Annotated in this window: 17 protein-coding genes; 3 read left to right on the forward strand and 14 right to left on the reverse strand. The window is 66.2% G+C overall.

The features are described 5' to 3' along the window. Positions 1-4: 4 nt before the first annotated feature. The 10 genes from AABF56_RS29125 to acnA (AABF56_RS29170) all read right to left on the reverse strand — a co-directional run bounded on the left by AABF56_RS29125 (position 5) and on the right by acnA (AABF56_RS29170) (position 12,446). Positions 5-1,294, reverse strand: a complete 1,290-nt coding sequence (locus tag AABF56_RS29125; RefSeq protein ID WP_272808590.1) for an aspartate aminotransferase family protein — start codon at positions 1,292-1,294, stop codon at positions 5-7. A gap of 82 nt (positions 1,295-1,376) precedes the next feature. Beyond that, a complete protein-coding gene (locus AABF56_RS29130) occupies positions 1,377-2,147 on the reverse strand; it encodes an ABC transporter permease (protein ID WP_272808589.1) in 771 nt (256 codons plus the stop codon). 12 nt (positions 2,148-2,159) lie between these two features. Next, a complete protein-coding gene (locus tag AABF56_RS29135) occupies positions 2,160-2,936 on the reverse strand; it encodes an ABC transporter ATP-binding protein (RefSeq protein WP_272808588.1) in 777 nt (258 codons plus the stop codon). A 31-nt stretch (positions 2,937-2,967) separates the two neighbouring features. Then, the gene (locus AABF56_RS29140) at positions 2,968-4,023 is read right to left on the reverse strand and encodes an ABC transporter substrate-binding protein (protein WP_272808587.1); all 1,056 of its coding nucleotides are present in this window, start codon (positions 4,021-4,023) and stop codon (positions 2,968-2,970) included. Positions 4,024-4,110: 87 nt separating this feature from the next. Continuing rightward, positions 4,111-4,845 (reverse strand): maleate cis-trans isomerase family protein, encoded by a 735-nt coding sequence (locus AABF56_RS29145; RefSeq protein ID WP_272808586.1) that lies wholly within the window; start codon positions 4,843-4,845, stop codon positions 4,111-4,113. Between the two features lie 22 nt (positions 4,846-4,867). After that, positions 4,868-6,031 (reverse strand): FAD-dependent oxidoreductase, encoded by a 1,164-nt coding sequence (locus tag AABF56_RS29150; protein ID WP_272808585.1) that lies wholly within the window; start codon positions 6,029-6,031, stop codon positions 4,868-4,870. 21 nt (positions 6,032-6,052) lie between these two features. Further along, positions 6,053-7,516: an aldehyde dehydrogenase gene (locus AABF56_RS29155; protein ID WP_443021261.1), complete on the reverse strand. Its 1,464-nt coding sequence runs from the start codon at positions 7,514-7,516 to the stop codon at positions 6,053-6,055. Between the two features lie 123 nt (positions 7,517-7,639). Then, entirely contained in the window at positions 7,640-8,362 is a 723-nt protein-coding gene (locus AABF56_RS29160) for an isochorismatase family protein (protein WP_244768614.1), read from the reverse strand. A gap of 26 nt (positions 8,363-8,388) precedes the next feature. Further along, positions 8,389-9,765 (reverse strand): dihydroorotase, encoded by a 1,377-nt coding sequence (locus AABF56_RS29165; protein WP_272808583.1) that lies wholly within the window; start codon positions 9,763-9,765, stop codon positions 8,389-8,391. Beyond that, the gene (gene acnA / locus AABF56_RS29170; RefSeq protein WP_272808582.1) at positions 9,762-12,446 is read right to left on the reverse strand and encodes an aconitate hydratase AcnA; all 2,685 of its coding nucleotides are present in this window, start codon (positions 12,444-12,446) and stop codon (positions 9,762-9,764) included. Before acnA (AABF56_RS29170) ends, AABF56_RS29165 begins: the two co-directional genes overlap by 4 nt. Before the next feature lie 201 nt (positions 12,447-12,647). On the opposite strand from acnA (AABF56_RS29170), the gene AABF56_RS29175 reads away from it, so the two are divergent. The 3 genes from AABF56_RS29175 (at position 12,648) to AABF56_RS29185 (ending at position 15,028) form a co-directional block, all read left to right on the forward strand. Next, a complete protein-coding gene (locus tag AABF56_RS29175) occupies positions 12,648-13,349 on the forward strand; it encodes a GntR family transcriptional regulator (protein ID WP_244768611.1) in 702 nt (233 codons plus the stop codon). Between the two features lie 29 nt (positions 13,350-13,378). After that, the gene (locus tag AABF56_RS29180; RefSeq protein WP_272808581.1) at positions 13,379-14,290 is read left to right on the forward strand and encodes an isocitrate lyase/PEP mutase family protein; all 912 of its coding nucleotides are present in this window, start codon (positions 13,379-13,381) and stop codon (positions 14,288-14,290) included. 141 nt (positions 14,291-14,431) lie between these two features. Next, the gene (locus AABF56_RS29185) at positions 14,432-15,028 is read left to right on the forward strand and encodes a hypothetical protein (RefSeq protein WP_272808580.1); all 597 of its coding nucleotides are present in this window, start codon (positions 14,432-14,434) and stop codon (positions 15,026-15,028) included. 139 nt (positions 15,029-15,167) lie between these two features. Here AABF56_RS29185 and AABF56_RS29190 read toward each other — a convergent pair whose 3' ends face one another. The 4 genes from AABF56_RS29190 to AABF56_RS29205 form a co-directional block, all read right to left on the reverse strand. Next, on the reverse strand, positions 15,168-16,247 hold the full coding sequence (locus tag AABF56_RS29190) for an AbrB family transcriptional regulator (RefSeq protein WP_272808579.1): 1,080 nt from the start codon (positions 16,245-16,247) through the stop codon (positions 15,168-15,170). Between the two features lie 96 nt (positions 16,248-16,343). Then, the gene (gene pcaC / locus AABF56_RS29195; RefSeq protein ID WP_272808578.1) at positions 16,344-16,724 is read right to left on the reverse strand and encodes a 4-carboxymuconolactone decarboxylase; all 381 of its coding nucleotides are present in this window, start codon (positions 16,722-16,724) and stop codon (positions 16,344-16,346) included. Between the two features lie 70 nt (positions 16,725-16,794). Beyond that, positions 16,795-19,497: an aconitate hydratase AcnA gene (acnA, locus tag AABF56_RS29200; protein WP_272808577.1), complete on the reverse strand. Its 2,703-nt coding sequence runs from the start codon at positions 19,495-19,497 to the stop codon at positions 16,795-16,797. Further along, positions 19,494-20,885, reverse strand: a complete 1,392-nt coding sequence (locus tag AABF56_RS29205; protein ID WP_272808576.1) for an MmgE/PrpD family protein — start codon at positions 20,883-20,885, stop codon at positions 19,494-19,496. Before AABF56_RS29205 ends, acnA (AABF56_RS29200) begins: the two co-directional genes overlap by 4 nt. Positions 20,886-20,895 lie beyond the last annotated feature (10 nt).

Below are 20,895 nucleotides of genomic sequence, written 5' to 3' on the forward strand. Positions count from 1 at the left end.
CGGTTCAGAGCGCGGCGTAGGCGCGCAGCCCCTTCGAAAGCGCGTGCAGCGTGGTTTCGATATCCCCATCCGTATGGGCCGCCGAGAGATACATGAGACCGCGCGGCAGCGGCATCAGCCCGTTCATCATCAGCATCTCGGTCAGCCGGACGATCCTGCTCCTGTCCGCCTTGGCAAGATCGGCGATGTTCGCCATCTGCCGGACGCCGGTGAAGATCTGCACCGCCGAGCCGACGCCGTTGGCGCAGACGTCGAGATCGAGAGCCGCCGCTTCCGCATTGATATGCGCCTGTATGGCCGCAGCCTGTGCCGTCATGCGCGGATAGATCTCCGCGCCGTCCCGCTGCAGCCGTTCCACGCAGGCAATGGCCGCGCTGACCGAGAGGGGATTGCCATTGAACGTGCCGCGATGCATCACGCGGCCATCAACCAGCGCCTCCATGACCGCCCTGCTGCCGGTCACCGCGCTGATCGGCATGCCGGCGCCGATGGCCTTGCCGAGGACGGCGATATCGGGAGTGACGCCGAACATCTCCTGTGCGCCGCCGAGCGCCAGCCGGTAGCCGGTGATGACCTCGTCGAAGATCAGGACGACGCCGTGCTTGCGCGTCAGGTCGCGGACGGCCTGCAGAAAACCTTCCGGCGGCGCGAAGCAGCCGGCATTGACCGCGGCCGCTTCGAGGATGACGGCGGCATAGTCGCTCGATATCACCTTTTCGAGGGCGGCGGCGTCGCCCCAGTCGACGACCGTGATGTTTTCCGACGCCTTGGGGTCCTGTCCCCCCGAGCCCGGGCCGTCGTTGCCGGGTGCATTGGCGACATGAACGCTGTCGAACCAGCCGTGATAGTTGGCGCGAAACTTGATGATGCGGGTGCGTCCGGTCGCGGCGCGGGCGATGCGCAGGGCAAGCTGCACGGCCTCGGTCCCGGTGCTGACGAAGGAGGAGATCTCGCCGCAGGGCACGGTCTCGGCGATCAGCTCGGCCAGCCGCCCCTCCCCCCGGTGAACGCTCGCCGTGCGAAAACCCTTGTCGATCTCCGCCTTCAGCGCCGCGACCACCTCCGGCGGATTGTGGCCGAGGATCAGCGGGCCGTAGCCCATCGTGTAGTCGATGTAGTCGTTGCCGTCGACATCGGTGAGGATCGCGTCGAGGGCACGGTCCATGGCGACCGGCACCGGAAGCTGCGCGGTGCGCGGCGTCGAGGAGACGCCGTTGGCGAGATGCCGCACGGCATACTCCCTGTATTGTCTGGAATTGGTGAAGCCGGGCGTTTCGCGCTGCGTGGTCTGCATGGGTCTCTTCCTTGCTGGACGGTCGTCCCGCCCCTGTTTTCAGTCCCTCGCGCGGCGGACGGCGCCGCCGCGCGAAAAAGTCTCAGTGATCGCCCGCCCAGAAGACGACGCGGCGCTTGGCCATGCCGACGATGGAGTGCATCGTCATGCCGATGGCGGCGAGCACGATGAGGATGGCGAACATGCCGGCGATGTTGAACTGCTCGTTGAATTGCAGGATCATCTTGCCGAGCCCCTTCTGCGCGCCGACGAATTCGGCGACGATGGCGCCGACCAGCGCGAAGACCACGCCCAGTCCGAGGCCCGCGAAGACGTAAGGCAGCGAATTCGGCACGCGCACCTTCATGAGGATCTGGAGGCGGCTCGCGCCGAAGGCTTTCAGCATCTGCACCTCGTCGCGGCCGGAGGCTTGCAGCCCGGCGATGACGTTGACCAGCATCGGGAAGAAGGCGATCAGCGCGGCCATGACGATCTTCGAGGCGAGGCCGTAGCCGAACCATTGCAGGAAGATCGGCGCGAGCGCGACGCTCGGGATTGTCTGAAAGGCGACGATGTAAGGCATCAGGCTGAGATCGAGCAGGCGGATCTGCGAGATCAGGACGCCCAGCACCACGGCGATCAGGATGCCGAGCACGTAACCCATCAACACCTCATACATGGTGACCCAGAAATTATCCCAGAACATGGCGTTGCCGAGCAGCGAGAAGAGCTGCTTGCCGACGACGCTCGGCGCGGGCAGCACGAAGGCCGGCGTCTCGCTGACCCAGACATAGAATTCCCAGCCTCCGGTGACGATGAAGAAGACCAGGACGACCAGGACGGCCTGAAGCAGCTTGGAACTATCGCGATACATGGGACGGTCTCCTCAGTCGATCATCGAGCTGTCGGCGAAATGGCCGCGGATGCGGGCAAGCTCGTCGCCGGCATGGGCGAGGTCGCCGAGCTTACGCTCGCGCGGCAGGCCGATGGGTACGATCTCGCTGATGCGGCCGGGGCGCGGGCTCATCACCACCACCCGGTCGGCGAGGAACACGGCTTCCGGAATGGAGTGGGTGACGAAGACCACCGTCTTGCCGGCGCGCATCCAGATCCGCTGCAATTCCGCATTGAGGAATTCGCGCGTCATGGCGTCGAGCGCGCCGAAGGGCTCGTCCATCAGCAGCACTTTCGGATCGCGCACCAGCGCCCGGCAGATGCCGGCGCGCTGGCGCATACCCCCGGAAAGCTCCCGGGGATACTTGTTCTCGAAGCCCTTGAGGCCGATCATCTCCATGAGATCGAGGGCCCGCTTGGTGTAGATCTTGGTGTCCATGCGCACCAGTTCGACCGGCAGCATGATGTTTTGCAGGATCGTGCGCCACGGCAGCAGCGTCGGCTCCTGAAACACCACCCCGACTTCCAGGGACGGCTTGGTGATGGCGACATTGCCGAGCCGCGCCTCCCCGGAAAAACCGCCTTCTAGCCCGGCGAGAATTTTCAGGAGGGTGGTCTTGCCGCATCCGGAGGGACCGACGAGGGCGATGAACTCGCCGTCGCCGATGTCCAGGTTCACCTTGTCGAGAGCCACCGTGTCGCCGCTGCGCGTCGGGTAGGTCTTGCACAGGTTCTTGATGCGGATCAGCGGTTGGGAAATGCTATCCATCGTCGTCTCTTTCCATCGGGGAGCCGTACGCTCACTTCTTCTCGGTGATCGCCTTCACGTCGAAGGTGTAGATCTCGGGCATCAGGGAGGCGTCCCAGACCTGCGCGACGTCGAGCTTCTTCTCGGTCTGGCCGGTTTCGTGGGCGAAGGTCAGCAGGGCTTCCCAGCGCTCGGCCGGCAGGTTCAGCCACTCGCCCCACTTGGCGGGGTCCTGCTCGTCCGGGATCGAGTCGCCGAGCGCGATCTTCATGGCCTCGGCGGTGTTCTTGGCCTCCTGGCCGGCCGGATCGGCAGCACCGGCGAGCTGCGGGAACTCGGCGAAGGCGAGCTTCAGCGCGCTGTCGGGATAGAGCTGCGTGTAGACGATGCCCTTGTAGGCGGCGCGGGCGAAGCCGGCGAGTTCCTTGCCGCGGGTTTCCAGCGTCTTCGCGCTGGTGACCATGGTCACGCTGAACAGCTTCTCCATCTCCGCCGGACGCTCCAGCAGGGTCAGGTCGACGTCGTTCTGGCGCATGACCGTGAAGCTGTCGGAATAGCTGTCGATGGCGTCGACCTCATCGGCCTTGAGGGCCGCCGCGGCGCGCGCGCCGGCGCCGACCGGGATGACCGTCACGTCGGCTTCGGTGAGGCCGGCGATCTTCAGGTTGGCGCGAAGGTCGGCATAGGAGGCCGAAGCGAGGCTGATGACGCCGACGCGCTTGCCCTTGAGGTCGGCGATGGTCTTGATCGGCGAATCCTTCGGCACGCCGATGAAATAGGGCCACTTCACGGTGATGCCGGCGAACGCCTTCAGGCCGACGCCCTTGTCGATGGCGGCCGCGATCGCTGCCGAAGAGGCATAGCCGACATCGGCGGAGCCGGAGGCGACGGCCTGCAGCGCGGCGGTGGAGCCGTCGGTCTGGAGGATCGTCGGGCTCAGGCCCTCCTCGGTGAAGTAGCCGAGCTGCTTCGGAATGGCGTAGGTGAAGGTCTCCTCGGCGGCCGTCAGCGTGTTGCGCGCGAGCGCCAGCGTGAAGTTGTCTTCCGCCTGCGCGGAGGCGACAAGGCCGAGGCACAGCGCCAGGGCGGTCAGAATTTTGCGTTTCATGCATATCCCCTATGGTTGCAGGTTTGATCGGTTGTGCTTTGCCGCTCGCGCGGCCGGGGCCTCATGCCCTTCTCGTTGTTTATCTCTTCAAGACCGGAGGCCGGCCGGCAGGGCCGCGCCCATCCAGGGCGAAGAGGGTCCCCAGTTGCGGGTCAGGCTCCAGATCGAGCAGATGTTGGAGGCGAGCACCGGCGCGGGCATTTCCGCGGCGGTCGTCGCCAGCATGTCGATGGTGCGCATGCCGGTGCCGCTGAGGATGATCGCCCCGCCGTCCGCGACATCCATGCGCTTCAGCGTCTTGCCGATCTCCTCCGGCGTCACGCGATAGGCGACCAGATCGTCCTCGAACTGGCTGACGGAATGGACGCGGTAGCCGGCCTCCTTCCAGTAGGCGATGGCGAGCTGGGTCTGGATGTTCGGATAGGGCGACATCAGGCTCACCGTGTCGATGCCGAGCGCCTTCAGCATGCGGTCGATGGCGATGGTGCCGGTCTCGACCGGAATGCCGGCCTGGTCGGACAGCCGGTCGCAAAGCTCCCGGTCGCCCTTCGGCGTCAGGCGATATTGCGAGCCGGTGAGCGCGATGGCGATGGCGTCGAGCTTCAGCGAGCCGAAGCCCTTGATCATCTGCGGAAAGCTCTCGACATAGCCGCGGTTGCGGTCGTCGAGCGTTCCCGGCAGCACCGGCAGGCGCATGGTGTGCAGCGCCACGTCGGCCGGCAACAGCACCGGATATTCGATCTCGACGGTTGGATTGGCCGGCGGCACCAGCGCGCCGAAGCGGTATTTCGGGGCCGGCAAGGGCGGAAGGTGAGCAGTCATCGAAAATTCCCCTTGAAGTCGGTCAGCGGGCTGGAAGCTCCACCATGTCGAGCATGGCGGTCTGGGCGAGATAGGCGGCGGCCTTCTCCTTGTCGGAGAGCAGGCCGTTGACTTTTTCGATCCACGCCTTTTCCTGCGAGACCATGGTGTCGGTGCGCGGAAGCAGCATGTCCCTGGCCACCCGGTGGCGCTCGGCGGCGGCCTGTTTCAGCGCCGTGTCGTCGCCGGTGGAGAGCGCCGAGACCATGGCATTAGAGATGACGAAACCGTCATGGATGCCGCAGTTCATGTTCATGCCGCCGCGCGTGTTGGTGAGGTGGAGCGCATCGCCCGCCAGATAGATGTTGCCGGCCCGGCCGTCCGAGGCGAGGCACTTGCGCGCCTTGTAGCAATCCTTGTCGACGACGCACGGCATGGTGAAGCCGGGGATCAGCGCGGCAAGCCGCTCGACCGCCCATTCGTCCGTCAGCGCGGTCTCTTCCGAAATACCCTCCGGCACGCGCAGGATCACCCGCCAGTTGTCCGGCATGTGCAGGAAGCTGACCGAATGGGTTTTTCCGACCAGGTAGGTGACAGGCCCGAGATCCGGCACCACGTCGCGGATGCTGTCGTCGGTGCGGATGCGAAGCTGGAAGCCCGGATAGGCCGCGCCGTCGAAGGTCATGCCGGCGGCCTGCCGCACGGCGCTGTGCGCCCCGTCCGCGCCGAGGATCAGCCGTGCGGTTACACTTTCGCGCTCGCCGTTGCGCTCGATGGTGGCGGTGACGCCATCGCCGTGGTCCTCGGCCTCGACATAGCCGGCATCGAAGCTGAAGGCGGCGTTCGGATAGGTCTTCAGCCGCTCCAGCAGCATCGGCGTCAAGAGCGACTGTTCCAGATGCTTGCGGAACGGGAATTCCGTGCGTTCCTTCAGGAGATCGAAGGTCAGTTCGCCGAGGATGCCGCCCTCGACCGTGCGATATTGCAGCCGGTCGATATGCAGCGCCTGCCGGCTGAACTCTTCATAAACACCGACGCGGTCGAGGATATCGAGCGTCGGGGCGTGGAAGGTCGAAGCCTTCGACACCTGGTTGAGCCGGTCGCGCTTTTCGAAGACGGCGACCTTCAGTCCGGCCTTCGCCAGGACCAGCGCGGCGACCAGGCCGACCGGCCCGGCTCCCGCGACGATGACGTCATGATCGTGCATGTTCCTGCCCCTTCCGGCGGTTCAGCGGCGAACGAAGGGGTTCGGAATGTTGGTCTCGGTGGAGATCCACACGCTCTTCACTTCCATATATTCCTTCATGCCGGCGATGCCGCATTCGCGCCCGATGCCGCTCATCTTGAAGCCGCCGAAGGGCGAGGTGACGGAGGTGGAGCGGTAGTTGTTGATCCAGATCGTGCCGGCGCGCACGCGGTTCGACATGTTGATGGCGCGGCCGATGGATTGGGTCCAGATGCCGGCGGCAAGGCCGAACTCGATGTCGTTGGCGATGCGCACCGCATCGTCCTCGTCCTTGAAGCGGATGATCGAGAGGATCGGGCCGAAGACCTCCTCCTGCGCGATGCGCATGGAGTTGTCGACATCGACGAAGACGGTCGGCTCGAAGAACAGGCCGTTCGGGCAACCTTCGACCTTGGCCGGCTTGCCGCCGAGCGCCAGCTTCGCCCCGCCGGCGAGCGCCACCTCGACATAGGATTTCACCTTCTCGAACTGCGGGCGCGTCGAGATCGGCGCGATCTGCGAGTCCGGGTCGGCCGGGTGGCCGAACTTGGCCTGCTTCACCATCTCCAGAAGGCGCTCGACGAACACATCGTGGATGCTCTCCTGCACGAGGAGGCGCGAGCCCGCGACGCAGGTCTGGCCGGAGGCCGCGAAGATGCCGGCAATCGCGCCCTTCAGCGCATTGTCCATGTCGGCGTCCTCGAAGATGATGTTCGGCGACTTGCCGCCAAGCTCCAGCGTCACGCGCTTCATGTGCTTGGCCGCCTTCTCGTTGATCATCTGGCCGGCGATCGGCCCGCCGGTGAAGGCGATGCGCTCGACATGGCGATGGCTGACCAGCGCATCGCCGACTTCCGCGCCAAGGCCGGTGATGACGTTGACGACGCCCTTCGGCACGCCGGCGCGCTCCATGATCTTCATCAGCTCGACCAGCGAGGCGGAGGTGAATTCCGACGGCTTCAGCACCGCCGTGTTGCCGGCGGCGAGCGCCGGGGCGATCTTCATGCTGGCGAGCGGCAGCGGCGAGTTCCACGGCGTGATGCAGGCGACGACGCCGAGCGGCTCGTATTTGGTGTAGTTGAGGACACCCGGCTTGTCGGTCGGGATGACCGAGCCCTCGATCTTGTCGGCAAGGCCGCCGTAATAATAGTAGTAGTTCGCCATGTAGCGCATCTGCATCGACAGTTCGGCGATCAGCTTGCCGTTGTCGCGCTGCTCGATATAGGCGAGCCAGTCGGCGTTCTCCGAGACGAGATCGCCGATCCGGCGCAGCAGCGCGCCGCGCTGGCTGGGATTGAGCTTCGGCCATTCGCCCTCGGTGAAGGCGCGGTGCGCGGCGTTGGCGGCGCGGTCGACGTCCTCGGCCGTGCCGCGCGTGATGCGCGCCCAGACCTCGCCCGAGACGGGATCGACGGTATCGATCATGTAGCGCCCGTCCGTCGCGGTGAATTCACCGTCGATATACATGCCGTAGAGGCGCACGCCCGCGGCATCGGCCGGGGTCTGCGGCAGGGTGGTTTCGGGGGCCTTGGGCGTGAGGGTCGTGCTCATCGGTCGGTTTCTTCCAGTGACGGGATGGTAAGGGGCGGCTTACTTGCGCGGCTCGCGCACCGGCTGGGCGCTGAGATATTCAGCGACCTCGGCCTGCGGGATGACGTCGGCATATTTGCAGTTGAGGTCGAACAGGTTGATCGCGTGGCTCGCCTCGAAGCGGTCGAAGGCGGCTTCCTCCGGTATGATGACCTTGAAGTTGAAGGAATAGGCGTCGACGGTCGTTGCGCGCAGGCACCCGGAGGTGGTGCAGCCGACAAGGATCAGCGTGTCGACGTCGAGGAAGTTCAACTGGCTCATGAAGGTCGTGCCGAAGAAGCAGGACGGCTTCTGCTTGGAGATCAGCATGTCCTGCGGGCGCGGGGCGATGGGCTCGACGGTGCGGGTATCGTGGGTGCCGGCGACAACGGTCTTCTCGCCACCGCGATGGTTCTTGCCGACCTGCACGCCGGAATCGAGCAGGTCGGGACGCCGGCCGCTCTCGGTGTAGAAGATCGGCAGGTTCTTTTCGCGCGCCAGTTCCACGAGGGGAATGATCTGCTCCACCGCCGCCCAGGCTTCGCGGCCGCAATGGGTGCGGTACTGCTTCAAGCCTTCCAGGATATCCTCCGGCTTGTCGCCGCAGAAATTGTACTGCACGTCGATGATGAAGAGCGCCGGGCGTGTGCCGAAGCCGCCGCGCTTGCCGTAGCCCGCGGCCTTGTAGACCTGCTGGTCGCGCTCGGTCAGAAATCGGTCCCAGATTCTCGTGTTTTCGGTCATGTCAAAATCCGTATCGTTCCAGAGTGTCAGCGTGGCATGCGTTCGAGATAGCGGCCCCAGGGATTGGCGCGGGCCTCTTCGGTGATGCGGCCGTCCTGCATGACCGTGCGGCCGCGCACCAGCGTGCGCACCGGCCAGCCCTTGAGCCGCATGCCCTGATAGGGCGAATAGTCCGAGTAGGACTCCGAGACGGCGTGGTCGACGGTGCGTTCGAGATCGGGATCGACCACCAGAAGATCCGCATCCTTGCCGACCGCGATCGCGCCCTTCGACGGCATGTTGTAGATGCGCGCGGCATTGGCCGAAGTCAGCTCGACGATCCTTGAGAGCGGCAGGCCGCGGCGGTGGTAGCCCTCGTGCAGCATCAGCGGCAGGAGGAGGCCGGAGCCCGGGAAGCCGGCGCTGGCGCCCCAGATGTCCTTGTCCTTGGTCTCGCACTTGCGGGCGACGTGATCGGAGCCGATGGTCGTCACCGAACCGTCGAAGACACCTTCCCACAGGGCCTCGATATCGGCCCGGCCGCGCACCGGCGGGTTGACCTTGGCGAGCACGCCCGCCGGCCATTCGTCATCGACGACGAGGTAATGCGGGCAGGTCTCGACATGGATCGGCGGGCCGGAGCGGCCGCGCATCTTGCGCTGCTGGCGCACGATTTCCAGAGAGTCGCTGGCGCTCATATGGACGATGTTGACCGGCGTGCCGGTCTGGGCGGCGAAATAGCAGACTCGGAAGACGTTTTCCGCTTCGAGGAAGCCGGGGCTCTGCTCGTTCCATGCCTTGAGGTCGTTGCGCCCGGCGGCCTTCAGCGGCGGGCGCAGGACCGGGATGACCTCGACGTTCTCGCAATGGACGCCCATCACCGCGCCGGGAATGGCGGCGGTGGCGCGCAACGCCGTGTAAAGCAGCGCGTCGTCGATCTCGGTAAAACCCTTGGCCGCGCCGGCCGCGCCCTTGTACATCATGTAGAGCTTGAAGGAGGTGACGCCGAAGCGGCGGGCGATCTCCTCCAGCGTCTCGACATGAAGCTGGCTGGTCAGGCCGAAATGCAGGCCGAAATCGATGCAGCTCTGCCGCTCCGCCCGCTCCTTGACGACCGGGAAGCTGTCGCGGATGTCCTTCGAGCGGTGGAAGGAGAGGATCGACGTGGTGCCGCCGAGCGCGGAGGCGCGCGATTCCGTCTCGAAATCGGTCTCCGGATTGCCGAAGTCGAAATGCACATGCGGATCGACGACGCCGGGCAGCAGCAGGAGGCCGCCGCAATCGATCATTTCGCGCGCGGCAAGATCGTCCGCCGTTTCGGCGATGACGGCGATGCGGCCGTCCTTCACGCCGACGGCACCGAAGGAAAGGTCGCCGCCCGGTAGGGCGATCTGCGCATTCTTGAGAACCAGATCCAGCATCATTCTTCCATTCCTTTGCTGCCGGAGGCCGGCGAGAACGCATCGAGGACATGCATCAGGATGCCGCCGGACGCGATCAGCGCCCGTTCGGCCTCGGTGAGGAGTTGCGGCACGGCCTCGAATTCGACGGTCCCGCCCTCGCCTTCCGCGGTGACGCGCACCGGCGCGCCCGTCCGCACGGCCTCTTCGATGCCGGCGAAGGAGAAGAGTTCGCCGCCGGTGAGGCCGAGCTGACGCCAGCCCTCCCCCGCCCGGAAGGCGAGCGGCAGCACGCCCATGCCGACGAGGTTGGCGCGGTGGATGCGCTCGTAGCTTTCCGCGATGACGGCGCGGATGCCGAGCAGCGCGGTGCCCTTGGCCGCCCAGTCGCGGCTGGAGCCGGTGCCGTATTCCTTGCCGCCGAGGATGATGGCGGCGGTCCCTTCCGTCCGGTAGCGCCGTGCGGCATCGAAGATCGTCACGGTCTCGCCGTCCGGGAAATGGCGGGTGAAGCCGCCTTCGACATCCGGCAGCAGGGCGTTCTTGATGCGGATATTGGCGAAGGTGGCGCGGGTCATCACCTCGAAATTGCCGCGCCGACCGACATAGGTGTTGAAATCCTTCTGCGCGATGCCGGCATCCGCCAGATAGCGGCCGGCCGGCGTATCGAGCGGGATTTCACCGCTCGGGGAAATGTGGTCAGTGGTGAGCGAATCCCCGAAGGCGGCGAGCACCCGCGCTTTGGAAAGCCCCTGGGCGAGATCGGCGACCGGATCGCGCCCGGCGGCCCCTTCGAAGAAGGGCGGCTCGACGAGATAGTGCGAGCTGCGATCCCACGGGAACAGCGCGCCGGCCGGTGCTTCCAGCGCCTCCCAGGCGGCGGCGCCGGCGGCCTCGCGGCCGTAGACGGCGGAGAACAGGTCCCGGTCGCGCGCCTGCGGCAGCAGCGCCTCGATCTCCTCCGGCGTCGGCCAGAGATCGCGCGCATGGACCGGGTTGCCGTCCGCGCTGAGGCCGACCGGCTCGCGGTCGAAATCGATATCGACGCGGCCGGCGAGCGCATAGAGCACGACGAGCGGCGGCGCGCCGATATAGTTGGCGCGGATGAGCTTGTGGATGCGGCCCTCGAAATTGCGGTTACCCGACAGCACCGCCGCCGCGACCAGCCCGCGCCGTTCGATGGCGTTCGCCACATCCTGCGGCAGCGGTCCGGACTTGCCGCCGCAGGTGGTGCAGCCGTAGCCGATGATGTTGAAGCCGAGGGCTTCGAGGAAGGGCAAGAGCCCCGCCTTTTCGAGATAGCGCGTGACGACGCGCGAGCCCGGGGCCATCGAGGTCTTGACCCAGGCGGGAACCGTCAGGCCGAGTTCCACCGCCCGGCGCGCGACGAGGCCGGCGGCCATCATGACGGCGGGGTTGGAGGTGTTGGTGCAGGAGGTGATCGCGGCGAGCGCGATGCTGCCATGGCCGGGCAGCGCCTCCGCCGGATCGGCCTCCACGGCCTCGGCGCCGAAACCGCCCTGCGACAGCGGCAAAGTGAGCTTCTCGCGAAAATCCTCGGCGACGCCGGCGAGCGTCATGCGGTCCTGCGGGCGGCGCGGGCCGGCAAGGCTCGGCTCGGCCTCGGAAAGGTCGATGTCGACGATGCGGTCGTAATCCGGGCACTCTTCCGCATCGGCGCGCCAGAGGTGGTTGGCCTTACAATAGGCTTCGACGAGACCGATATGGTCTTCCTCGCGGCCGGTCTGGCGCAAATAGGCAATGCTCTGCTCGTCCACCGGGAAGAAGCCGCAGGTCGCGCCGTATTCGGGGGCCATGTTGGCCATGGTGGCGCGCTCGGCGACCGTCAGGTGCGGGATGGCCGGGCCGAAATACTCCACCATGCAGCCGGTGACGCCCGCCGCGCGCAGTTTCTGCGTCACGAGAAGCGCGGCGTCCGTCGTCATCGCCGGCGGGCGGATGCGCCCGGAAAGCCGGACGCCGACCACCTGCGGGCGCGGGAAGATATAGGCTTGCCCCAGCATCGCCGCCTCGGCATCGATGCCGCCGACGCCCCAGCCGAGCACGCCGAGGCCATTCACCATCGGCGTGTGGGAATCGCCGCCGATGACGAAATCCGGGAAAGCCCAGTCCGCGCCGTCCAGCGTCTCCAGCACCACCACGGAAGCGATGCTCTCGATATTGACCTGATGGATGATGCCGGTGCCCGGCGGATGGATGCGCAGGCGCCGGAACGCCTGCTGCGCCCATTTCAGGAAGCGGTAGCGCTCGGCATTGCGCTCCAGCTCGCGGGCAAGGTTACGCTCCTCGGCGGCCGCATCACCCCAGAAATCGACTTGCAGGGAATGATCCACCACGAGATCGACCGGCACGAGGGCATCGACCGCGGTGACGTTTCCGCCCACCCGGTCCACCGCGCTGCGCAGCGCCGCCAGATCCTGCAAGGCCGGCAGGCCGGAGGAATCCGGCAGGATGACGCGGGAGACGAAAAGCGGAAGCTCGGCCGCATCGCTCTTTTCGAGAAGGGCGGCGATGTCGCGCTCCCCCACCGGGCGGCCGGCGCGCTGGCTGCGGCAGAGGTTTTCAAGGAGGATGCGGTGGACGTAGGGCAGGCTGGAGACGGACCGGCCCGCCGCCTGCGCAGCTTCTGCCACGCCGGCATAGCGGATCGTGCGACCCATCCATTGGAATTCCTGCTGCGTCATCGTGCGTTCCCAGCGGCTTTTGTCCGTCCTTGTGGCAATTAAGCGGTCATCACCTCTAAATGTCAACACTTTAAAGCTAAAAAATCACAATACTGCTTATATCGCCAAAAACTGTTGACATTTTAGCTTCAGATGCCTAAAAAGTTGACACTTCTCCCTGCCCAACCGATGGTGGATGAGCCGAAAAGGGAGACAGAGGACATGACGGTGGATGCTCAGTTCGAAACGATCGAGGCAACGGGCAGCGAGGCGGGAACGCCGCGCTCCGACATGATCTACCAGGCGATCCTCGACGCGATCTACCAGGGCCGCCTGCCGCCGGGCAGCGTGGTCAACGAGGCGGCGCTGGCGCTGGAATTCGGCGTCAGCCGCGGCCCCGTCCGCGAGGCGATCCGCCGGCTTCAGGGCATCCAGCTCATCACGCGCGAGCCCTATATCAAGTCGCGCGTCGTCACGCTCGACGCCACCACCGCCCGCGAGCTCTTCGAGCTGCGCATGGCGCTGGAGGGCATGGCCTGCAACATCGACGCGCGCCGCATGAGCGATGCGGAGATTGACGGGCTGATCTCCGAGCTGGAGCGCAGCCGCCATAACTATTCGGCGGATGTGCCGGGCGACGGCAGCGTCTTCGACTTTCACGAGCGCATCGCACGCGCCTGCGGCAATGCCCGCATCATCAACCTTCTGTGCGGCGACCTCTACCACCTGCTGCGCATCTACCGCCGGCATTCCGGCGCCATCATCGAGCGCAAGGAGGAGGCGTACGACGAGCACTGGCAGATCCTGCGCGCCATCAAGGCGCGCGATCCGCAGCTTGCCGAATCCCTGATGCGCTCGCATGTGCGCCGCGCCGCGCGCAATCTCTTCGATCACCTCGACGGTGAGAACCTTCCCGATATCTGACCCATCGCTAGCCTTGGAGTGCAGCCTTCATGACCACAGGTGCCAAGAAATTCCGTGAAATCCTGAGATCGGGCGAGTTCATCGTCTCGCCCGGCGTCTATGATGGCTATACGATCCGCCTCGTCGAGGATGCCGGCTTCAAGACCGCCTGCACCAGCGGCGCGGCGATCTCCAACGCGCTGCTCGGCATCGCCGATATCGGCGTGATGGGCCTGACGGAGAACGTCAACCACTGCCGCAACCTCGCCCGCTCCGTCTCCATCCCGCTGACGGCGGATGCCGACAACGGCTACGGCAACCCGGTCAACGTCTACCACACCGTACGGATGTTCGAGGAGGCCGGCGTCGCCGGCATCAACCTCGAGGACCAGGTGAGCCCGAAGCGCTGCGGCCACATGCCCGGCAAGGCGGTGGTGAAGCCGGCCGAGATGGTCAAGAAGATCGAGGCCGCCTGCATGGCCCGCCGCGACGACGACTTCGTCATCATCGCCCGCACCGATTCCCTCGCCATGGAGGGCATCGAGGGCGCGGTGAAACGCGCGCGCGCCTATGCGAAAGCGGGCGCCGACATGATCTTCCCCGACGCGGTGCGCAACGAGGACGACATCAAGCGCATCGTGGACGCCGCCGGCATTCCGGTCACCATCAACATGGGCTTCGGCATCCGCCACCGCCCGACCACCCCGCTCATCCCGCTGCCGCGGCTGAAGGAAATCGGCGTCCGGCGCATCAGCCTGCCGCGCATGCTGCCGGCCGCCGCCATCCATGCGATGAAGACGGCGCTCTCGGTCATGCGCGAGGTCGCCGAGACGGGCGTGCCCGTCAACCGCGAGGACCTTCTCGTCGGCATCGAGGACATCATGGCGGTGATGGACTACGAGGAAATGCGGGCGCTGGAGAAGAAGCTGACGACCTTCGACGTCGACGCCGTCTTCGAATAGGTTTCCCTGCCTCCCCGGCGGTCGCCTCGTCAGGTCCGCCGCCGGGGCTTTTTCGCAGGCCCGAGGTCGATGTTGTGTCGATGGGCCGGAATGGACTAAACTCGCCCGACCCGGACATGATGCGGAAAGCGAGTCACTGCCATGCAAAACGCCAGCGCACCCTACAAGCTGACCCTTCACGACGTCACCGTCGATACGGCGCATGCGCCGGCGCAGTTGAGCGTGCGCTACGAGGGCCAGCACGCACCGGCGACGGTCACCCAGTCCATCGACGGCGTCGCGGTGCCCGATCTCATGAAGGCCTGCGAGACCGTCGCCAGCCGTATCTTCCACGACGAATTCCGGCTGAACAACGCGGTGGAGATGACGTTTTCCCTGCGCGACGAACAGGGCCTCTCCCTCTGGCACACCAAGCCGACCCTCTACATGCAATGCCCACTCACCATGTCGATGAAGTGGTCGTGCCTTCACCTCAGCAACACCTACAAGACCATGACCACGCTCGGCCTGATCGAGCTTCCCTCCACCCTGCCGCTCGACGGGAACCAGATCGACCTGAACAGGACCGCCCGGGTCATCATGGATTCCATGGCCAACGGCGTGGAATTCATGGGCAACCTCATGCGCATGCGCAACACCCTCGATCACGAGGCCGCCAAGATGGGAGCGCCCGTTTTCTCCCACCCTCGAGGAGCGGGGGACAGCGTTGCGCGATCAACAAGGCCCGAAGGCCATTAGGAACCCGGCAACCATGTGCTTTGAGGTTTGCGTGATGCTCTAGTCTCGCAAACCCTATCCGTCCGGCGTTTCGGATAAAGAACTGGCGCTGAAAAGGCCCTGGTTCGATACGGCCGGGCTGCCGACATGCATCGCTTCTTCAGCCGGGATCGGCCGCCCCAAAGACCCTTTGCAGGAAGCCGAGCATGCCGCACCGCGTCAGCAGCGCGTAGTAGTGCGAGGCAAAAGTGTTGACGAGGATGCCGCGCACCACTTGGAACCCGACGACCGTCGGAACGGCAAGATGCAGGATTTCCGCCGTGACCGTCATTTCGGACAGGCCACCGGGCGATGTCGCAAGGATGGCGGCCGGATAGCTCAACCCTGTTGCGACGGACAGAAGCAGGGCAAAACCCACCATGACGCCGCTCAGCCCGAAAATGGAGATGACGCTGAAAAACGCCACCCGCGGAAGCCTGGCGAGAATATCCCGGCGAAAGCGGCAACCGACGGCAAAACCGACCATCAACTGGGCAGCCGCGAAAAGCGGCTGATACATCTTGCCGGCGACGAGCCCGCGTGACGCGAAAATGGCCGTAAACAGGACCGCCCCGATCATATAGGGATTGTTGAGGTGGATGCGCCCGAGACAATAGGCGAAACCCGCCCCTCCCGCGATCAATCCCACCGTCCAGTACGGATCGACGATCATGGTGCCCGGCGCGATGGCGAAATGCGGCGGGCCGAAAGTCAGCAGGATCGACGGGATGGTGACGGCGACCAGCGTGACGCGCAGCGTATGGACGATGGCGATCGGCTCGGCCTGCGCGCCCATCTGGACGCCGATGTTGCCCATCTCCGCCAGCCCGCCCGGCAGGCTCGCGAAAAACGCCGTCTTCATGTCGAGCCGGGCCTGCCGGGCGAGGATGACCGCGGCCACGCAGGACACGAGCACGGAGACGATGGCGCTGAGCACCATGAGCGGAAGCCACCCGCCGAGCTCCGCCAGGACGCTTGCCGTCATCGTCAGCCCGACGGCGGTCCCGATCGTGAGCTGGCCGAACCTCCTCACATTATCGTTGGGCCGCAGATCGAACCCGGCCGCCGACAGGCAGGCCGCTACGAGCAGCGGGCCCAGCATCCAGGCCAGCGGGACATGGCAGGCCGCGCCTGAAAAGCCCACGAGCGCGGCAAGCCCGAAGGCAAAGGTGGTCGTGGCCAGCCTTTTCCAGGCATTCAACGAGGGAATTGGCGCACTCCTTGAAAGATAGGGATTGTTTTGCAAGCCCACCGGGGAAGGCCGAAGGAGGACTCCGGCGGTTCGATGCCCCGATTTCTATCCGGCGTCCAGGTCCTTCAGCACCTCGCGGCCGATCCGGAAGCTGTCGACCATCGCAGGCACGCCGCAATAGATGCCCACTTGGAGAAAGACTTCCTTGATTTCGTCGCGGGTCACGCCGTTGTTGATGGCGCCGCGGACATGCGCGGCAAGCTCGTGGGGACGGTTGAGCGCGCTGATCATCGCCAGGTTGATGATCGAGCGGGTTTTCCGGTCCAGCCCCTCGCGGCTCCAGACCTCGCCCCAGCAATAGGTGGTGACGAGTTGCTGCAGGTCCCGCGTGAAGTCGTCGGCCTGGGCCAGCGCCTTGTCCACATAGGCGTCGCCAAGCGTTGCACGGCGGATGGCGAGGCCCTTGTCGTATGTTTCCTGGTCCATGTGCATTTCCTTTCAAGAGATGGTCGGATCGATGAATGTCCGGCGCGCCGGCAGCCCATGTACGTACCGGTTACGAGGCCGCGCGCAGGCGCTCGGCTTCGGCTATCAGCTCGTTCAGGATGTAGGGCATGACACCGCCGCTGCGCGCATACTCGACCTCGACGGGCGTATCGAGGCGAAGGATCAACCGGACCTCCGCCCTCGCCCCGTCGGCCCGATGGATGACGAGCGTCAGCGACTGTCCGGGCTCCATGTCGTCGCAAAGGCCGAGGATATCGAAGCGCTCCGAACCATCAAGGGCAAGATCCGTCGTCCGGGTCCCCTCCGCAAGCTGGCACGGAAGCACGCCCATGCCGGCAAGGTTGCTGCGGTGGATGCGCTCGAAGCTTTCGGCAACGACCGCGCGCACGCCGAGAAGCCGCGTCGCCTTGGCCGCCCAGTCGCGCGCGCTGCCGGTTCCGTATTCCTGGCCGGCCACCACGATCAGAGGAACGTCGTCGGCCTTGTAGCGAAGCGACGCCTCGTAGATGCTCATCGTTTCCCCGTCCGGCTGGTGCGTGGTCACGCCGCCTTCCACGCCCGGAACCATGAGGTTGCGCAGGCGCTGGTTGCCGAAGCCGCCGCGCACCATGACCTCGTGATTCATCCGCCGGGCGCCGAAATTGTTGAAATCCAGCGGGGCGACGCCGAGGCTGGAAAGATACACGCCGGCCGGGGAACGCGCCTTGATGTTACCGATCGGGCTGATGTGATCGGTGGTGACGGAATCGCCGAGGATCGCCAGCGCCCTCGCCCCCGTGACCGGCTTCAGGACGGAGGCCGACAGTTCGGGCGCGAGGAACGGAGGCTCCTTCAGGTAGGTCGATCGCTCGTCCCAGGCGTAGAGGCTGCCTGTCGTTTGCGGAATGGTCTTCCAGTTCGGATCACGCGCGGCGATGTCCCCGGCATAGGTTTCCCGGTAGAAGGCGGGATTGGCTGCGATCGCCTGCGCCGCCCCGAGCTCTTCGGCTGTCGGCCAGATGTCGCGGAGATAGACGGGCCTGCCGCCAAGATCGACGCCCAGCGGCTCGTTCAGGAGGTCGATGTCCATCCGCCCCGCCAGCGCGAAGGCCACGACGAGCGGCGGGCTTGCAAGAAACGAGGCGCGGACGGCCGGGTGGATGCGCGCCTCGAAATTGCGGTTTCCCGACAGCACCGCGCAGGCGACGACATCCCGCGCGGATATCTGTTCCTCCAGTTCGGGATCGATCGGCCCGGAGGCACCGACGCAGGTGGCGCAACTGTAGCCGGCGACGGCGAAGCCCAGCGTGTCGAGCGCGTCCTGAAGGCCGGCCGCTTCCAGATAGCGGCTGACCACCATCGACCCCGGCGTCAGCGATGTCTTGACCCACGGCCGGGTGCGAAGGCCCTGGGCGACCGCATTGCGGGCGACCAGCCCCGCCGCCAGCATCACGCCCGGATTGGACGTATTGGTGCAGGACGCGATGGCCGCGATTACGACGTCGCCGTCGCGCACCCCGCGCCCGTCCTCGCCGGCGACGGCCGCCGGCGCCTTTCCGTAGCCGCCCTCCGCCACCGGCGCCGCGAGCACGTCGGCAAAACGTTCCTTCAATCCGTCGAGCGGGATGCGGTCCTGGGGCCGCTTCGGCCCGGCAAGGTTGGGCACGACGATCGATAGGTCCAGTTCGAGCACGTCGGAATAGTCGATGTCGCCGGGCTTCGGCGCGCCGAAAAAGCCTTGCGCGCGATAGAGCGTCTCGACCGCCCGCACCGTCTCCTCGCTGCGTCCCGTCTGGCGCAGGTAGGAACAGGTCTGGCCGTCGACGGGGAAATAGCCGATCGTCGCCCCGTATTCGACCGCCATGTTGGCGATGGTCGCGCGGTCGGGCACGCTCAGCGTCGTGACGCCCTCGCCGAAGAACTCGACGAACTTGCCGACGACCTTCGCCTTGCGCAGCATCTCGGTCACATGCAGGACGAGATCGGTGGCCGTCACGCCTTCGCGCAGCCGGCCGGCGACATGCACGCCCACCACGTCCGGCGTGAGGAAGAAGAGCGGCTGGCCGAGCATGGCGGCCTCGGCCTCGATGCCCCCGACACCCCAGCCGACGGTGCCGAGGCCGGCGATCATGCAGGTGTGCGAATCCGTCCCGACGAGCGTGTCGGGATAACAGATCCCGTCCTTTTCGAGATAGCCGGGGGCGAGAAGCTCGAGATTGAGCTGGTGCAGGATGCCGGCGCCCGGCGGAAACAGGCGAACGCCGCCATAGGCCTGCATGGCCCATTTGACGAACCGGTAACGCTCGGCATTGCGGCGGATGTCGAGCGCGGTATTGAGCGCCAGCGCATCCGGCCGGGCATTGAAATCGACCGTCAGCGTATGATCGAGCGCCATGTCGACCGGCACCTTGGGGCCGACGGTCCCGGCGGGATAGCCGCGGCGCATCATCGCGCCGCGAATGGCCGTCAGGTCGCCGAGAAGCGGAATGCCCGCCGCGCAATTGAGGACGATGCGCCCGATCGTGAAGGGGATTTCCGTCTCGCGCGGCGCGTCGGGCCGCCAGTTGGCGAGCGATTCGACATGGTGTGGCAGGACCTTCCTGCCGTCGCAATTGCGCAGGACGGATTCCAGCACGATGCGCAGCGACACGGGCATGCGCGAGACCTTGCCGATGCCGTTCTCCTCCAGCGCGGGGACGGAGAAGTAGCGGTAGTTCAGGCCCGGCCCGAGGGGGATGTCACGGCGGGTCATGTCCTTGAGATTCACTGTCATCGGGAACTCACTGAGGAAAGGGGTTCCATGAGCGCACGGACCGAGGAGAGATCGGCAAGGGTGCGGACGCGCTCCGTGAGGGTCTCGGCCTGCGCCTCGGGCAGGCGTCCGCGCGTCAGCCGCCTGAACTTCTCCCGGCTTTCGGCCTGCGTGCAGGGATCGGCGGGCGTGCCGTGACAATCGAGCACCATGCCTTCGAACGATCGTCCGTCGGCGAGCCTCAGCGAGACGCAGGCGCCATACTGGGCGGGATAGACGGCGTCGATGCGGGGATCGACGCCGATCTCTATCCGCGCCGCCAGCTCCCGGATATCCGCGCGGCCGACCGCCTCGGCGGCAAACATGTCCGGGTCGCGCGGATCACCGAGGAGGGAGAGCGCGGCGCAATAGGGGATGCTGTACTGCGCGCCCATCGTATCGATCGGCACGGGCTCGCTGTTGTTCTGGGCCGCATATCTGCTGACGCCGACGCGCACATGGGCGATATCGGCGGATGCGAGCGGCCGGGGACCGCGCATCTCCAGGAGCAGTTGCACGGTGGACTGGATCCATCCGCAGATCGGATAGACCTTGAACCAGGTCTGCGCGATCGCCCATTGCGACCCCAATCCGGCGCTCAGCCTGGCTGCGTCCGCGCTGGCGCCGCCGAACACCTCCACGAGGCCGAAGCGGCTGTCGATGGCGAAGGGCGGGCCGAGGAAGCCGCGCCGGGCAAGCTGGGCGGCGCGCACGCCGGCTTCGGCCGCGCGGCCGAGATGCAGCCGCTTCACCATGCCGCCCCCCTTGCCGACGGCAAAGCTCTTGATGCCGCCGGCGGCGGAGCAGCTCAGCCCGATGGCGGAGAGAAGCTCGTCGCGCGTCAGGCCCATGACGATGCCCGCGGCGACCGCGCAGGCGGCCGGGGCCGAAAGGCTGGTCACATGAAAGCCCCGCCGGGACGGTTCGGCGCCGAGCGCCAGGCCAATGTGGTGCATCACCTCGTAGCCGGCGACGATGGCCTCCAGAAGCCGCGCGCCGCCGGCCTCGACCGCTTCTCCGGCGGCAAGCGCGGCCGGGATGACGGCCGCGCCGGGGTGCACGACGGATTGCGCGATCAGGTCGTCGAGCTCGTAGCCATGGATCGCCGTTCCGTTGCACAGGGCGGCGGCAGGCGCGGCGAGCCTGCCGCGGCCGATGACCGTGCTGAAGCCCCGGCTTGCCTCCGCGACCATCTCGTCGGCGAGGAGGCGCGACCAGGGCTGCGAGGCGCCGAAGACACCGCAACCGAGCGCCTCCAGAAGGCAGATCCGCGCCTGCTCCACGACGGCAGGAGGCAGCGTGTCGAGGGATATCCGGCGGACGAAGTCGATCAGGTCGTGGGCGTGGCTGTTGGTCGTCATGCTGTCCATGCGTGGTCCT

The sequence above is a fragment of the Shinella sp. WSC3-e genome (assembly GCF_945994535.1).
GTDB lineage: Bacteria > Pseudomonadota > Alphaproteobacteria > Rhizobiales > Rhizobiaceae > Shinella > Shinella yambaruensis.

Bases quoted from the DNA above. Each gene is read 5' to 3' on its own strand.
- AABF56_RS29145 (WP_272808586.1), bottom strand. From the start codon at position 4,845: ATGACTGCTCACCTTCCGCCCTTGCCGGCCCCGAAATACCGCTTCGGC.
- AABF56_RS29130 (WP_272808589.1), bottom strand. From the start codon at position 2,147: ATGTATCGCGATAGTTCCAAGCTGCTTCAGGCCGTCCTGGTCGTCCTG.
- acnA (WP_272808582.1), bottom strand. From the start codon at position 12,446: ATGACGCAGCAGGAATTCCAATGGATGGGTCGCACGATCCGCTATGCC.
- AABF56_RS29125 (WP_272808590.1), bottom strand. From the start codon at position 1,294: ATGCAGACCACGCAGCGCGAAACGCCCGGCTTCACCAATTCCAGACAA.
- AABF56_RS29180 (WP_272808581.1), top strand. From the start codon at position 13,379: ATGACCACAGGTGCCAAGAAATTCCGTGAAATCCTGAGATCGGGCGAG.
- AABF56_RS29175 (WP_244768611.1), top strand. From the start codon at position 12,648: ATGACGGTGGATGCTCAGTTCGAAACGATCGAGGCAACGGGCAGCGAG.
- AABF56_RS29150 (WP_272808585.1), bottom strand. From the start codon at position 6,031: ATGCACGATCATGACGTCATCGTCGCGGGAGCCGGGCCGGTCGGCCTG.
- AABF56_RS29205 (WP_272808576.1), bottom strand. From the start codon at position 20,885: ATGGACAGCATGACGACCAACAGCCACGCCCACGACCTGATCGACTTC.
- AABF56_RS29185 (WP_272808580.1), top strand. From the start codon at position 14,432: ATGCAAAACGCCAGCGCACCCTACAAGCTGACCCTTCACGACGTCACC.
- AABF56_RS29140 (WP_272808587.1), bottom strand. From the start codon at position 4,023: ATGAAACGCAAAATTCTGACCGCCCTGGCGCTGTGCCTCGGCCTTGTC.
- AABF56_RS29155 (WP_443021261.1), bottom strand. From the start codon at position 7,516: ATGTATATCGACGGTGAATTCACCGCGACGGACGGGCGCTACATGATC.
- AABF56_RS29135 (WP_272808588.1), bottom strand. From the start codon at position 2,936: ATGGATAGCATTTCCCAACCGCTGATCCGCATCAAGAACCTGTGCAAG.
- acnA (WP_272808577.1), bottom strand. From the start codon at position 19,497: ATGACAGTGAATCTCAAGGACATGACCCGCCGTGACATCCCCCTCGGG.
- pcaC (WP_272808578.1), bottom strand. From the start codon at position 16,724: ATGGACCAGGAAACATACGACAAGGGCCTCGCCATCCGCCGTGCAACG.
- AABF56_RS29160 (WP_244768614.1), bottom strand. From the start codon at position 8,362: ATGACCGAAAACACGAGAATCTGGGACCGATTTCTGACCGAGCGCGAC.
- AABF56_RS29165 (WP_272808583.1), bottom strand. From the start codon at position 9,765: ATGATGCTGGATCTGGTTCTCAAGAATGCGCAGATCGCCCTACCGGGC.